The 14,580-nt window shown below is 69.0% G+C and carries 12 protein-coding genes and 1 pseudogene; 5 read left to right on the forward strand and 8 right to left on the reverse strand.

What is annotated here, in order from left to right:
- Positions 1-128: 128 nt before the first annotated feature.
- Together O1Q03_RS18620 and O1Q03_RS18625 are read left to right on the forward strand one after the other, a co-directional pair.
- Positions 129-1,568, forward strand: a complete 1,440-nt coding sequence (locus O1Q03_RS18620; RefSeq protein WP_269505279.1) for a DHA2 family efflux MFS transporter permease subunit — start codon at positions 129-131, stop codon at positions 1,566-1,568.
- Between the two features lie 368 nt (positions 1,569-1,936).
- The gene (locus O1Q03_RS18625) at positions 1,937-2,725 is read left to right on the forward strand and encodes a sulfite exporter TauE/SafE family protein (protein ID WP_269505280.1); all 789 of its coding nucleotides are present in this window, start codon (positions 1,937-1,939) and stop codon (positions 2,723-2,725) included.
- Between the two features lie 359 nt (positions 2,726-3,084).
- Here the strand turns inward: O1Q03_RS18625 and O1Q03_RS18630 are convergent, their stop codons facing one another.
- The 5 genes and pseudogenes from O1Q03_RS18630 to O1Q03_RS18650 all read right to left on the reverse strand — a co-directional run bounded on the left by O1Q03_RS18630 (position 3,085) and on the right by O1Q03_RS18650 (position 7,262).
- The gene (locus O1Q03_RS18630; RefSeq protein WP_269505281.1) at positions 3,085-3,252 is read right to left on the reverse strand and encodes a hypothetical protein; all 168 of its coding nucleotides are present in this window, start codon (positions 3,250-3,252) and stop codon (positions 3,085-3,087) included.
- Positions 3,252-3,809 (reverse strand): nucleotidyltransferase domain-containing protein, encoded by a 558-nt coding sequence (locus O1Q03_RS18635; RefSeq protein ID WP_269505282.1) that lies wholly within the window; start codon positions 3,807-3,809, stop codon positions 3,252-3,254. Before O1Q03_RS18635 ends, O1Q03_RS18630 begins: the two co-directional genes overlap by 1 nt.
- Positions 3,810-4,045: 236 nt before the next feature.
- A pseudogene (locus O1Q03_RS18640) lies at positions 4,046-4,537 on the reverse strand (S10 family serine carboxypeptidase-like protein); the annotation flags it as partial.
- 28 nt (positions 4,538-4,565) lie between these two features.
- Entirely contained in the window at positions 4,566-6,656 is a 2,091-nt protein-coding gene (locus O1Q03_RS18645) for a D-(-)-3-hydroxybutyrate oligomer hydrolase (protein ID WP_269505283.1), read from the reverse strand.
- A gap of 240 nt (positions 6,657-6,896) precedes the next feature.
- Complete coding sequence (locus O1Q03_RS18650; RefSeq protein WP_269505284.1) at positions 6,897-7,262, reverse strand: BON domain-containing protein; 366 nt, start codon at positions 7,260-7,262, stop codon at positions 6,897-6,899.
- A 430-nt stretch (positions 7,263-7,692) separates the two neighbouring features.
- Between O1Q03_RS18650 and O1Q03_RS18655 the strand changes: the two genes are divergently transcribed.
- From O1Q03_RS18655 to O1Q03_RS18665, 3 genes are all read left to right on the forward strand, one after another.
- Positions 7,693-9,126, forward strand: coding sequence for a TAXI family TRAP transporter solute-binding subunit (locus tag O1Q03_RS18655; RefSeq protein WP_269505285.1), 1,434 nt, complete (start codon positions 7,693-7,695; stop codon positions 9,124-9,126).
- A gap of 94 nt (positions 9,127-9,220) precedes the next feature.
- Entirely contained in the window at positions 9,221-9,859 is a 639-nt protein-coding gene (locus tag O1Q03_RS18660) for a 2-hydroxychromene-2-carboxylate isomerase (protein WP_269505287.1), read from the forward strand.
- 68 nt (positions 9,860-9,927) lie between these two features.
- On the forward strand, positions 9,928-10,875 hold the full coding sequence (locus tag O1Q03_RS18665; protein WP_269505290.1) for a LysR family transcriptional regulator: 948 nt from the start codon (positions 9,928-9,930) through the stop codon (positions 10,873-10,875).
- A gap of 65 nt (positions 10,876-10,940) precedes the next feature.
- Here O1Q03_RS18665 and O1Q03_RS18670 read toward each other — a convergent pair whose 3' ends face one another.
- The 3 genes from O1Q03_RS18670 to xdhB all read right to left on the reverse strand — a co-directional run bounded on the left by O1Q03_RS18670 (position 10,941) and on the right by xdhB (position 14,577).
- Positions 10,941-11,342, reverse strand: a complete 402-nt coding sequence (locus tag O1Q03_RS18670; RefSeq protein WP_269505291.1) for a nuclear transport factor 2 family protein — start codon at positions 11,340-11,342, stop codon at positions 10,941-10,943.
- A gap of 97 nt (positions 11,343-11,439) precedes the next feature.
- Positions 11,440-12,108, reverse strand: coding sequence for a xanthine dehydrogenase accessory protein XdhC (gene xdhC / locus O1Q03_RS18675; RefSeq protein WP_269505293.1), 669 nt, complete (start codon positions 12,106-12,108; stop codon positions 11,440-11,442).
- Positions 12,109-12,213: 105 nt separating this feature from the next.
- On the reverse strand, positions 12,214-14,577 hold the full coding sequence (gene xdhB / locus O1Q03_RS18680; protein ID WP_269505295.1) for a xanthine dehydrogenase molybdopterin binding subunit: 2,364 nt from the start codon (positions 14,575-14,577) through the stop codon (positions 12,214-12,216).
- Positions 14,578-14,580: the final 3 nt, after the last annotated feature.

Genomic DNA, 14,580 nt, shown 5'->3' on the forward strand with positions numbered 1-14,580 from the left:
CGCCACGCCGCCGTGCGAAGCGCGCCCGCCACTACGCGTGGCTGCTGCCACAAACCGGCAGGAAGCGCGCGCGAATGGCGTCTACAATGCAGCCTTTCAAATAACTATCAGAGAGAAGGCTGCAGCCCATGACCCACGGGATTCACGGCGAGAAGCGCTGGTACGCGCTGATCGTCCTCTGCCTCGGCGTGCTGATGATCGTGCTCGACAGCACGATCGTGAACGTCGCGTTGCCGTCGATCAGCACCGATCTCCATTTCACCGAGACGGCCCTCGTGTGGGTCGTCAACGCGTACCTGCTGACGTTCGGCGGCTGCCTGCTGCTCGGCGGCCGGCTCGGCGACCTGTACGGCCAGCGGCGCATGTTCCTCGCGGGCCTCGTCGTGTTCACCGTTGCGTCGCTCGCCTGCGGCCTCGCGCAGTCGCAGACGATGCTGATCGCGGCACGTGCGGTGCAGGGCTTCGGCGGCGCGATCGTGTCGGCCGTGTCGCTGTCGCTGATCATGAATCTGTTCACCGAGCCCGGCGAGCGGGCGCGCGCGATGGGCGTCTACGGCTTCGTGTGCGCGGGCGGCGGCAGCATCGGCGTGCTGCTCGGCGGCCTCCTGACGAGCACGCTGTCGTGGCACTGGATCTTCCTCGTCAACCTGCCGATCGGCATCGCGGTCTATGCGATGTGCGTCGCGCTGCTGCCGCGCATGCGTGCGCCTACCGACGCCGCGCGGCTCGACGTCGCGGGCGCGATCACCGTGACCGCGTCGCTGATGCTCGCGGTCTACGGAATCGTCGGCGGCAACGAGGCCGGCTGGCTGTCGACGCAGACCATCGTGCTGATCGGCGCCGCCGTCGTGCTGCTCGCGCTGTTCATCGCGATCGAGGCGCGCGTCGCGCATCCGCTGATGCCGCTCACGCTGTTCGCCGCGCGCAACGTCGCGCTCGCGAACGTGATCGGCGTGCTGTGGGCGGCCGCGATGTTCGCGTGGTTCTTCCTGTCCGCGCTCTACATGCAGCGCGTGCTCGGCTACGAGCCGCTGCAGGTCGGACTCGCGTTCCTGCCCGCGAACCTGATCATGGCGGCGTTCTCGCTCGGGCTGTCCGCGCGGATCGTGATGCGCTTCGGCATCCGCGGCCCGATTGCCGCCGGCCTGCTGATCGCGGCGTGCGGCCTCGCGCTGTTCTCGCGCGCGCCGGCGGACGGCGGCTTCGTCTGGCACGTGCTGCCCGGCATGACGCTGCTCGGCATCGGCGCGGGCGTCGCGTTCAATCCGGTGCTGCTCGCCGCGATGAGCGACGTCGATCCGGCCGATTCCGGGCTCGCGTCGGGAATCGTCAACACCGCGTTCATGATGGGCGGCGCGCTCGGCCTCGCCGTGCTCGCAAGCCTCGCGGCCGCGCGCAGCGACGCGCTGACTGCCGCGCATGCCGCGCCGCTCGACGCGCTGAACGGCGGCTACCACACCGCGTTCGCGGTCGGCGCGGCGTTCGCGGCCGCCGCCGGGCTGCTCGGCCTCGCGCTGCGCATTCGTCGCCGGGATGCGGTCGCCGGCGTCGGCCGCACGACGCACTGACGGCCGGCCGGGGCACGCACCGTTGCGCTCCGGCCCGTTCGGCTTTCCGCTTTCCGCTTTCCGCTTCCTGCTTCCTGCTTCCTGCTTCCTGTTTCCCGCTTCCCGCTTCCTGTTTCCCGCTTCCGGCTTCCCGCGCATCCCTACCCCGCCGCCCGGTAGGCCGCCGGCCACACGCGCGCCGCCGTTGCCGCCCGACACACGTTCAAACGACCGTTTCACGCCGGACGAACCGCCCGCCCGGCGCGCCTCTCCGGCCGATTTTTAACGTAGTCGTACACCGAAGCGCCACTTTTGCGACAATGGCAGACTTTGACGCGCGCGCCGCAGCCGCGCGCCGCCGCCGAACGCCGCATAACCGCCTGCTTCCGATGTCGCTTCCCCATATCGATCTGCTGTACTCCCTGTCCGGCCTGTTCGTCGGCATTCTCGTCGGCCTGACGGGCGTCGGCGGCGGTTCGCTGATGACGCCGATCCTCGTGCTGCTGTTCGGCGTCCACCCGGCGACGGCGGTCGGCACCGACCTGCTGTACGCGGCCGCGACCAAGGCCACCGGCACGCTCGTCCACGGGCTGAAGGGGTCGATCGACTGGCGCATCACCGGCCGGCTCGCGGCGGGCAGCGTGCCGGCCGCGGCCCTCACGCTGTGGTGGCTGCACACGCACGGGATGAACACGCCGAGCACCGCGCGGATGATCCAGCTCGTGCTCGGCGTGGCGCTGCTGCTCACGTCGCTCGCGCTGATCTTCCGGCCGCAGCTCACGGCATTCGCCGCGCGCAACCCGCTCGCGCCGAGCCCCGCGCGCACGCTGTGGTCGACCGTGCTGACGGGCGCCGTGCTCGGCGTGCTCGTGTCGATGACGTCGGTCGGCGCCGGCGCGATCGGTGTGACCGTGCTGCTGCTGCTGTATCCGCTGCTCGCGACGACCCGCATCGTCGGCTCCGACATCGCGCACGCGGTGCCGCTCACGCTGGTCGCGGGCATGGGCCACTGGCTGCTCGGCTCGGTCGACTGGTCGATGCTGCTGTCGCTGCTGCTCGGCTCGCTGCCCGGCATCGTGCTCGGCAGCCTGCTGTCGGCGCGCGCGCCCGAGCGGCTGCTGCGCAACCTGCTCGCGGCGACCTTGGTCGCGGTCGGCGTGCGGCTCGTGCTGGCGTAAGCAGCGGGTCTCTCGCTCCTGACGAACAACGCCGTCGCGGTGCAAGCACCCGCGATCTGTCGCCCGGCTTGACGGATGACCAAGCGGGTTTCACGACATACCGGTCAGCGCACGTGCAACAGGCAGGTACTTCGCGAGGATGCCCAGCATGGTGGCGGCCTCTGCTTTCGACACCGGCGGAAACGGCGAAACGTACGACGTGCCGTTGCGTCGCTCGTGTGCCCTCGTGATGAAGGCGAATTCCGCAGCGCTCACGCCCAACGAGGTGGAAACGCGCTGGATGGCCAGGTTACGGCCCGCATCTTTGGTCCCACCTCGTAGAACTCCAGAACGGCCTGTACGACCTGGAAGTAGCCTTCCTAGGCCAAGGTAAATACCTGCAAATGCCGGGCAGGATCCAGTTCGTCGGCAGTGGCCTTGTAGTCTTCCGCATTGCGCAGGAAGCCTGCGATTGCCCCGGGTGTCGGCGCAACCGCATCAAAGGCTCTCGTCTTGATGAGGTTTTCATATTCGGTCGGACGCGGCATCACAGAATCCTCAAAGTGGGGCCCTGGGCGATCTGCGCGATGACAGGATCGCTGTCTACCAGCGCGGCCCATTCGGCAGGTTCGTACAACGAGCAGTTGATGGGACGCTGCAGATCATGCTCTACGGCGTGCAAGGCTTCGGATAGATCGAGAAGCTGGACGTCGCCGATGACGATCAGGTCGATGTCGCTGCGGGTACTGTCGGTACCCTTGGCGACCGAGCCAAACACGAAGGCCGTGGAAATATGCTCGGCAAAAGGCAACAAGGCTTCCTTCAACGGCTCCGCGACAGCAAACGACTTTCGCGCGATCTCCACCAATTCCGGGTAGAGCACGAATTCCATATTTGCGCGGATGCTCCGTTGTCGGCCTCGGCGGGCATCTTCCTTCAACACACCGGCCTCGATCAGCCGGTCTACCTGCTTTTGAGCGCTGCCGCGCCCGCTGTCTGCCAGACGCAGCAATTCCTGCAGCGTGAAGCAGCGGTCGGGTTGCAGCAGCGTGGCGCCCAGCACACGTTGCATGCCGGGTGTGAGAAGAAAGTCGGCGACGCCCACACAAATCCTTAGATTGGGGATGATTATCCCCATTATGAGGATTTTCCGCATAATCCTCAATAGAGGGCTTTTGATCCCTGTTTTGAGGATTAAGCACGCCGTCACCTGCGACTTCCCGGGCGACGCCCCCTCGGACACAAAAAATGCCCCCGGGATTCCATGATTCCCAGGGGCATCTTGAGGAACGACAGCAACGCCATCAACGCACACGACCCGCAGCGTCGGGACGCGTGAGCGAGTGCGGACAGCGCGTTCGCGTAGTCGAGGATCGACGACTGCAGCGTGATCCCGTTCAGGTCGATGCCGTCCTCGTGCAGCACCCACGACACGACCGCGCTGCGCGCGGTGCCGTACGACTCGCCGTACAGGAACTTCGGAGAATTCCAGCGCGAGTACTTGGTCAGGTAGCGCTGGATGAAGCGGTCGATCGAGCGCGCGTCCTGGTCGGTGCCCCAGAAATCCTTGTTCTTCGCCGGCGCGATCGCCGCCGAGTAGCCGGTGCCGACCGGGTTGATGAACACGAGGTCGGTGCGGTCGAGCAGGCTGTCCGGGTTGTCGAGCAGCTTGTACGGCGCCGGCGGCGTGAAGTTCGGGAACGACGACTGCAGGCGTTTCGGCCCGTACGAGCCGAGCAGCAGGTAGACCGACGACGAACCGGGGCCGCCGTTGTAGAAGAACGTGACCGGACGCGGCTTCGACGGGTCCGGATTGTCCTGCGTGTACGCGACGTTTCGGAATGGCGGCGCGCTGGAACCGTCAGAGCGGCACGTCGATCGCGCCGGCGCCGGCGGTGATCGCGTTCGCGCCGGGCGCGCTCGAGATCGGCGGCAGGTTCGCGCTCGTCAGCGCGGGTGCGGCGCCCGGCGTGCCGCCGCGCGGCACCGTGCGGATCACCTGCGACGGCGGCAGCGGCGCGCCGTTCTTCAGGTGCCGCCACATCAGGTTCAGCGCCTGCAGGTTGTAGTAGTGGACCGGCACGAAGCGCGTGTCGAAGCCCGCCACCGGCAGGAACACGTCGAAGTGCTGGCCGTTCGTCACCTCGTAGAACACGAGCTGGCTGCGGCCGCCTTCGCTGATGCTGTTTTGCGCGACGTACGCGCGCGACGCATGGTTCACCGGCACGAGCGCGTCGCTGCGGCCCTGCACGATGATCGCGGGCTTGCCCTGCAGGTTCGCGTTCACGCGCACCGCGTCGACGTTTGCCGGCATGTCGAGCATCCCGTTGGTCCACAGCTGACGCAGGCACAGCGCGCCCGCGAAGCTCGCGTCGGGCGTCGCGAGCCGGTGGTCGATGCCCGCGCCGGTGTTGAACACGAGATTGATGCCGGCCGTCGGCGGCACGCCGTTGCCGAGGCCGAACACGGCCGGCATCGGCGACGCGGCGGGCGCCGTGACCGCGCCCGTCGCCGCATTGGTCGTCGCGAAGCTGAAATTGCACAGGTTGTCGGTCACGCGCGAGCGCGTGTACGCGTTCGCATAGGTGACCGCGATCGCCGGAATGGCCTGCGAATCCCACATCGACGCGTGCAGCAGGTCGGAATCGGCGAGATAGCCGGCCGCGTGCAGTTGCGCGAGCGCATCGGCGGCCTGGCTCTGCGTATCGGCGCCCGACACGAGCCCCGCGGTGGCGAGCGTCGCGCAACGCTGCGTGCGGATCGACTGCGTGGTGGTGAGCGGCAACCCGCTCAGGTACGGCTCGCCGGCGAGCGACGCCGACGCGGCCGCGCACGGCTGCAGCAGGTTCGCGAGCGTCGCGTAGTCGGCCAGCGGCCGGCCGAACGAGGGCACCGGCTGGCCGCCCTCGCGCACGACCGCGTTGGCGGCCATCCGCACGTTGATCTGCGGCTCGCCGACCACGACCGCCGTGATCCAGCGGCGCGTGTCCTGTTCGGCCGCCGCGAGCGCGGCGCCGCCGCCGTTGCTGACCGATGCGGCGATCGTCGTGATGTCGCCGGGGCGGTAGCGCACGCCGTGATGCGAGCTGTCGAGCAGCGGCCCGAACTGTTGGTTGAGCGCCCAGTACGCGAATTCGACCGCCTGCAGCGTCGCGCGGCCCCAGTCCTGCTCGGGATTTTGCTGCGAATGCGCGTGCTTGAACGCGTAGCGGTTCGGGAAGCGGCTGTTGTACGTGGCGAGGTCGCCGCTCGTCACGTTGGCGCTGAAGAGGCTGGCATTGCCGGCCAGCACCGCGTTGGCGAGCGTGCCGTCGATCAGCGTGATCGTGTCGGTGCCGAGCTCGTGCGCGCCGTTGCCGCCGCCCTTGTCGTTGTACGCCACGGCGCAACCGCGCTTGAGCCCCCATTCGCCGGCCGCCGAAATCGCGCCGTATACGCCGCGCGAACCCGACGACGTCGCCGTGACGATGCACGGCTGCGCGGGATCGAAGTTCGCGGGCACCTGCACGAGCAGCGTGACGTTCTTGCGGCCGCTGCCGTCGTCGGCGTACGCGAGATATTCGGTGCCGGGAATCTTGCCTTCGCCGAGCGTGTCGTTGCCGTCGAGGTCGACGTTCGGCCCCCAGAAGCGGCCGTAGCCGCCGTTGGCGCTCATGTCGACGAGCGCGCGGTAGTTCGACCAGATCGCGACGCGGCGCAGCTCGGCGCTCGTCGGCCGCGACGGATCCGCGAATGCCGGTGCGGTGGCGGCGGCGAGGCCCGTCTTGCCGAGGCCGGCCGTCAGCAGGTCGTCGCTCGTGCCGTCATAGGCGGTCGTGCGCACGCTGCCGGACACGAAGCCGGGCAGCCGGTTGTGTTCACCCGACTCGTCGCCGTTGCAGGCGCCGAGCATCGTTGCCGCGGCCAGCGCCGCGCCGAGAAGAATCCGACTACCCCACCCGTGCGTCGTCATTGCCCCCTCCCGATATTGATATCGTCAGACCGCCGCCGTGTCGTGCGCGGCCCGTGGCCTTTGAAGCAAACGCCGGGCCGACCGGGTTTCATGCCCCGAAGAACGTCCGCTGCAGGGTACCCCTCGGGAAGTCTGGCGCGAAGCGACAGGTCTGACGCGTCTGAAGCGCAAACGGGCCCCGGCACACCGGGGCCCGCCTGAAAGCGGGCGCGAGCGGTGCTCGCGCGCCGCCGCCCGCCATCACTGCTGCTGGACCGTCAGCTTGTTCGAGACCGACGTCACGCCGCTCACGCCCTTCGCCGCCTGTTCCGCCTTGTCGATCTGGGCCTGGTCGGGCACCGTGCCCTCCAGCGTGATCGCGCCGCCCTTCGAGCGCACGACGAGGCTCGACACGTCGACGCCGCCAGCCTTCGTAATGGCCTTGCGCACCGCATAGCCGAGCCTGCGGTTCGCCTTCTTCGCGGTCTTGGCTGCCGCCTTCGACGAGCTCGTCGCCGCGGCCGGCGCTTCGGTGCCCGCCGCATCGCTCGACTGCGCGTATACGCTGCCCGTCAAACAGGCCGCCACGGCCGCAACACCCAACGCTCTCAACACGATCGACTTCATGCTATCTCCTTGTAACTCCGGAACGGCCGTGCACAGTACGGCCGCAAACCCCCAAAGGCAGCCGGCCCGCGCGCAAACGGGCGGGACGGCCGATGTTTTCCACGGCGATGCGAGAGAGGCGACACGGGCCGGCGACCGGCGCGCGCGAGTGCGGGCCGGCCGGGCCGGACAGCCGCCGGCCGGACGCGCCCGGTCTCATTGCGTGCCGGGTCGCGCGCGAATCGGGCGCGGCTGCGTCGCACAATGTAATCCAGCGCCCGCCGAAGCGCAAAGCTTTTGACGCGCGCGCGCCCGCCGGCGTGGGCGCACAGCCGCGCCGCGGCGCCCGGCTCGCGCACCCGCGGCGAAACCGGGTACCATCGCCGCGAGAACGTGCATCGTCCGTGACGGTCGTCATCGATGCGTCACACCCGTGTCATCCGCCGATTCCATGAAGCCTGCCCGACCCCGCCCGCCGCGCCGCATCCTCGCCCGCTTCGTCGCGGTGTCGTGGCGCGACCTCGCGCTGTCGATCGGCCCCACCGTGCTGCTCGCGGCAGCGGCCGTCTGGCTCGCGGTCAAGCTGATCCAGCCTGCGCCGCCGTCCACTCTCGTGATTTCGGCCGGGCCGCCCGGCAGCACGTACTGGAACGCCGCGCAGAAATACAAGACGATTCTCGCGAAGAACGGCATCACGCTCGACGTCGAGTCGTCCGAAGGGTCCGCGCAGAACCTCGCGCGGCTGTCCAACCCGAACGCGCCGGTCGACGTGGGTTTCGTGCAGAGCGGCATCGGCCCGAAGGAGCGCGACGAACACCTGGTGTCGCTCGGCAGCATCGGCTACGTGCCGCTCGCGATCATGTACCGCGGCCCGATCGTCGCGCGCCTGTCCGATTTCAAGGGCAAGCGGCTCGCACTCGGCGCGGAAGGCAGCGGCGCACGCGAGCTGAGCCTCGCGCTGCTGAAGATGAACGGCATCGTGCCCGGCGGGTCGACCGAGCTGCTGCCGACCTCCGGCGAAGACGCCGCGACCGAACTGCTCGACGGCAAGATCGACGCCGCGTTCCTGTCCGGTGACTCGACGCAGATCCCGGTGATGGCGAAGCTGTTCCGCGCGCCCGGCGTGCACGTGTATTCGTTCACGCAGGCCGAAGCGTACGCGCGGCGCTTCCCGTACTTGACCGCGATCACGCTGCCGATGGGCGTCTACGACCTCGGCCGCAACCTGCCGCCCGCCGACATCCACACGGTCGCGCCGACGATCGAGCTGGTCGCGCGCGACTCGCTGCATCCCGCGCTGTCCGACCTGCTGATCGAGGCCGCGCGCGAAGTCCACGGCCACGCGACGATCCTGCAGCATGCGGGCGAATTCCCGTCGCCGGTCACGCGCGGCTTCCCGCTGTCGGACGACGCCGCGCGCTATTACAAGTCGGGCAAGACCTTCCTGTACCGGCGCCTGCCGTTCTGGGTCGCGAGCCTCGTCGACCGGCTGCTCGTCGTGGTGGTGCCGCTGATCGTCGTGCTGATTCCGGGGCTGCGGCTCGTGCCGTCGCTGTACGGCTGGCGCGTGCGCTCGCGCATCTACCGCTGGTACGGCGCGCTGATCGCGCTCGAGCGCCGCGCGCTCGGCGAACATACGGCCGAGGAACGCGTCCATTTGCTCGACGAGCTCGACGACATCGAGGAAGCCGTGAACCGGATGAAGATGCCGCTCGCGTATGCAGGGCAGTTCTACGTGCTGCGCGAGCACATCGGTTTCGTGCGCGAGCGGCTCACCGCGCACGACCGCGACACGGCGGCCGGCACGCCCGGCGCCGGCGCCCGCGCAGGCGACTCGTCGCCGCCGGCCGGCGCGCCCCCTCGGGCGACTCCCGGTTCCGCATGAGCGGCCGATCCGCGATCATTGCTGCATCCGCGCGCCACCGCGCAACATGAAGGCCGCCGCCAGGCGCGCACGCCCCACCCTCTGGAGATCCGCCATGACCACCGGCCTCGACACCACCCAGCCAGCCTGGTTCTTCGACTTCGTGTCGCCGTTCTCCTACCTGCTGCTCGAACAGCACGACAAGTGGCCGGACGTGCCGTTCGAACCCGTCGCCGTGTCGCTGCCCGACCTGCAGCGCCACTGGGGGCAGCGCTCGAGCTCGGACGTGCCGGCCAAGCGCGTGTTCACGTACCGTCACGCGCTGTTTCGCGCCGAACAGCTCGGCATCCGCTTCAAGATGCCGCCCGCGCACCCGTTCGACTCCGACAAGGTGCTGCGCCTCGCGATCGCGCTGCGCGCCGACATCGTGACCGTGCTCGAGATATTCCGCTTCATCTGGCACGACGGCAACGATCCGTCGACGCCGAACGGGTTCGCGGCGCTGTGCGAGCGCGTCGGCGTCAGCCACGGCGACGAGCTGATCGAATTCGAGGAGACCAGCGCGCAGTTGCGCCGCAACACCGACGACGCGATCGCGCTCGGCGTGTTCGGCGTGCCGACCTTCTGGATGAACAAGCAGCTGTTCTGGGGCGAGGACGCGCTGCCGATGGTGCTGTACTGTGCACGCACGCCGAACTGGCTCGAGTCGCGCGAGGTCAAGCGGATCAGCACGCTGCCGAAGGGCCGCGCGTGATGGCCGGTATCACGCACGGCAACGTGCGGCTGCGGTAAGGTTACGCGTCCCCCGAATCCCCCTCACCGATGGAAGACGACGACCGTACCGCCTCGCTCGATATCTGGCTCGTGCGCGTATTGCGCACGCTGCTGCTCGAGCGCAGCGTCACGCAGGCCGCGCTGCGGCTGAACCAGACCCAGCCCGCGATCAGCACCGCGCTGCGCAAGCTGCGCGAGACGCTGAACGACCCGATCCTCGTGCGCGGCAAATCCGGGATGGTGCCGACGGAATACGGCGCATCGCTGCTCGGCGCGGCGTCGCGCGCGCTGCGCGAAGTCGACTTCATCGCGACGCCGCATGGCGACTTCGATCCGTCGTCCGCGCGGCGCACGTTCCGCGTCGCCGCGCCCGACTACCTGAACGACTTCTTCATGCCGACGCTGATCGAGCGCTTTCGCGACGCGGCGCCGCATGCGCATCTGGAAATCGATTCGCTGAATCCCGCGCTCGATCATGCGGGCGCACTCGAATCGGGCGCGCTCGATCTCGTGATCGGCAACTGGCCGAAACCCGACCCGCACTTCGCGCGGCAGGACCTGTTCTCCGACACGATCGTGTGCCTGATGCGCGACGCGCATCCGCTCGCGCGCGCGCCGCTCACACGCGAAGCGTACGCGTCGGCCGCGCACGTCGCGCCGACGCCGTACACCGGCGACAAGCGCAACGCGATCGAAATCGGCCTCGCGCGCGCGCGTCTCACGCGGCGGATCGTGACGACGCTGCCGTATTTCGGGATCGTGCCGCAGGTGCTGTTGCAATCGGACCTGATCTTCACGACGACGCGCCGCTTCGCGACGCACTATGCGCAACTGCTGCCGCTCGTCGTCGTCACGCCGCCCGTGCCGTTTCCGCGCATCAAGAGCTATCTGCTCACGCATCCGCAGCCGGATCGCCCGACCGACATCGCATGGCTGTGCGCGCTGATGCAGAGCGTGTCCGACGAATTGACGGCCGCACGCGGACGCAAGCGGTAGAGCAGCGCCGAAGCGGCGCCGAGCCTTCGCATGACGGCCCGCACGCGTTCGCTTCGTCCAGCCGCTCAGGCCGTGCAGAAGGTTTCCTGCAGATGGGTCCAGCGCGCGACGCCTGCCGCGTCGCGCTCGAACACGGCCGTCGCGCGCCGCGCGGGCAATTCGCCCGATGCCGCATGCTGCGCTTCGAGGTAGGTCAGCGTCACGTGCGACGCGTCGGCCGCGAGCACGCGGATCTCCGACAACGCGATCCGCAATCCCGGCTTCGCGCCGCCGAGCTGCGCGAACAGCGCGCGCAGGCCGTCGCGGTCGAGCAGGCGACCGTCGGTCAGGATCATCGTGAAATCGGTGGAGAAAGGCGCGAGCAGCGCATCGAGCGCCGCGGGCGCGGTATCGGCGCCGGACAGCCAGCGCTCGATGGCGACGAGGCTCGCATCGAGCGCGTCGAGATAGACCTGGTGATCGGACATGGAACGTGCACGAAAGACGCGCGGCCCGATGCCGCGCGATCCGTGCAGTGTAGGCAAAAACGCGCGGGCGTGCGCCGCGCGTATCGGCCGCGCGTCGTCAGCGCGCGCAGCTGACGTCGTCGCGCGCGCGCCCGGCCGCCGCGGCCTTCGCATCGGCCACCGGCATCCCCGAGCGCGCCTGCAGCAGTTCCGCGCAGACGGCCACCGCGATCGCGCCGGGCGCCTTGTCGACGATGCCCGCGACACCGATCGGACACACCATCTCGGTGAGCCTGGCCGGATCGACGCCGCGCGCCGCGAGCCGGCGCTCGAACTTCACGCGCTTGGTGCGCGAGCCGATCATCCCGAAGTACGCGAAGTCGCGCCGCCGCATGATCCGCGCGGCGAGCGAGAAGTCGAGCGCATGGTTGTGCGTCATCACGAGGAAGTACGCGCCCGGCGGCGCCGCGTCGACGACGGCCTCCGGCGTGTCGGTCGGCTCCGGCTGCACGTTCGGCGGACATTCGTCCGGGAACAGCTCGTCACGCGTGTCGACCCACTGCACGACGCACGGCAATGCGCCGAGCAGCGTGACGAGCGCGTGACCGACGTGCCCCGCGCCGAACAGCACGATGTGCATCGGCGGCGGCGCGGCGGTCGCGCGGTTGCGCCGGCCGGTGCCTTGCGCGAATGCCTGCGTCGGCGACAGCGACGTGCCGCACGCGCCGTCGCACCCGGCGACGGGCCCATGCGACGCGGCATGCAGCGGGCGCGTAGGCCCGTTCATGTGAGCCTCCGCCGGGCCGCCCTGCCTGCGCAGGGCTCCGCCTTCGAGAGATGGGACGCGCGCGTCCTCCGAAGCGAACAACATGAGCGCGAAGGTCGTTTCATCTCAGCTCGCCTTGGCGGCGCTCGCCGCACGAACGGCACGCACCGCCCGCAGGATCGACTCGCCGGTCGCCGGCGCGTCGAGCGGCGGGTTCACGCGATAGTCGCCGACCGCAGCAATCGCATCGCGCACCGCGAAGAACACCGAGAACGGCAGCAGCAGCGGCGGCTCGCCGACGGCCTTCGAACGGTGGATGCTGTCCTCGACGTTGCGGTTCTGGAACAGCCGCACGTTGAACTCGGGCGGCGTGTCGTTCACCGTCGGGATCTTGTACGTGGACGGCGCATGCGTCATCAGCTTGCCGCCCTGGTTCCACCACAGCTCCTCGGTCGTGAGCCAGCCCATCCCCTGGATGAACGCGCCTTCGACCTGGCCGATATCGAGCGCCGGGTTCAGCGATGCGCCCACGTCGTGCAGCGCATCGACGCGCAGCGTGCGCATCTCGCCCGTCAGCGTGTCGATCACGACTTCCGACACGGCCGCGCCGTACGAGTAGTAGTAGAACGGCCGGCCCTGCAGCTTCGACTGATCCCAATGCAGCTTCGGCGTCGCGTAGAAGCCGTCCGACCACAGTTGCACGCGCGCGAGATACGCCTTCGCGATCACTTCGCCGAACGGCACGCTCGCGCCGCCGATCCACACGAAGTCGTTGCCGAACTTCACGTCGGCCGCCTCGACCTTGCCGTCGCCGAACTGCTTCGCGGCGAACGCCGCGAGCCGCTCGCGCAGCTGGCGCGCTGCATCCTGCGCGGCCTTGCCGTTCAGGTCGGAGCCCGTCGACGCGGCAGTGGCCGACGTGTTCGCGACCTTGCTCGTGTCGGTCGCGGTCACGCGGATCCGGCCGAAACGGATGCCGAGCTCGTGCGCGACGACCTGCGCGACCTTCGTGTTGAGCCCCTGCCCCATCTCCGTGCCGCCGTGGTTCACGAGCACCGAGCCGTCGGTGTAGATGTGCACCAGCGCGCCGGCCTGGTTGAAGTGCGTGACGTTGAACGCGATCCCGAACTTCACCGGCGTGAGCGCGATGCCCTTCTTCAGCACCGTGTTGCGTGCGTTGAATGCGCGTACGCCGGCGCGCCGCGCACGGTAATCGCTCGTCGTCTCGAGTTCGCCGAGCAGCTCCTGCAGCACGTTGTCCTCGACGGTCTGCCCGTACGGCGTCACGTTGCGTTCGGTCTTGCCGTACAGGTTCGCGTAACGCACGTCGAGCGGATCGCGATCGAGCGAACGCGCGATGTCGTCGAGGATGTATTCGATCGCGAACGCGCCCTGCGGGCCGCCGAAGCCGCGGAACGCGGTGTTCGACTGCGTGTTGGTCTTGCCGCAGTAGCCGGCGATGTCGACGTCGCCGAGCCAGTACGCGTTGTCGAAGTGGCACACCGCGCGCGTCATCACCGGGCCCGACAGGTCGGCCGAGAAGCCGCAGCGCGACGTCATGTCGAGCGCGACGCCGTCGATGCGGCCGTCGTCGTCGTAGCCGACGTCGAAGCGGTAATGGAAGTCGTGCCGCTTGCCGGTGATCATCATGTCGTCGTCGCGGTCCGGTCGCAGCTTCACCGGGCACAGCAGCTTCCACGCGGCAAGCGCCGCGCAGCACGCGAACAGCCCCGACTGCGATTCCTTGCCGCCGAAGCCGCCGCCCATCCGGCGGCATTCGACCAGCACGTTGTGCGACGCGACGCCGAGCACATGCGCGACGAGGTGCTGCATCTCGCTCGGGTGCTGCGTCGAGCAGTACACGTGCATCCCGTCGTCGTCCTTCGGCACCGCGTACGCGATCTGCCCTTCCAGGTAGAACTGCTCCTGGCCGCCGAGCAGCATCTCGCCCGACTCGCGATGCGGTGCAACGGCGAGCCGCGCGGCCGCGTCGCCGCGCGCGAGCTTCAGCGGCGGGATCACGTAGGTTTCGGCCTTGCGCGCTTCCTGTGCGGTGAGGATCGCGGGCAGCTCTTCGTAGTCGATCTGCGCGCGGCGCGCGGCGAGGCGTGCGGTTTCGTGCGACGTCGCGACGACGATGAACATCGGCTGGCCGACGAACTGCACGATGCCTTTGGCGAGCACCGGATCGTCGTGGATGATCGGGCCGCAGTCGTTGACGCCGGGGATGTCGTCGGCCGTGAACACGGCAACCACGCCGGGTGTCGCACGCACCGCGTCGAAGTTCATCGACACGATCTTCGCGTGCGGCTTCGCCGACAACCCGAGCGCCGCGTGCAGCGTGCCGGCGACGAGCGGAATGTCGTCGGTGTAGGTCGCGCGTCCGCTCACGTGCAGGTGGGCGGATTCGTGTGCGCGCGACACGTGCACCTGCGCGGCGTCTGCCTGCGCGTCGAGGGTGCTCAGGAACGGTTCTGCTTGCTGGTTCATGTT

This window comes from Burkholderia sp. IMCC1007, from assembly GCF_027257875.1.
GTDB lineage: Bacteria > Pseudomonadota > Gammaproteobacteria > Burkholderiales > Burkholderiaceae > Burkholderia.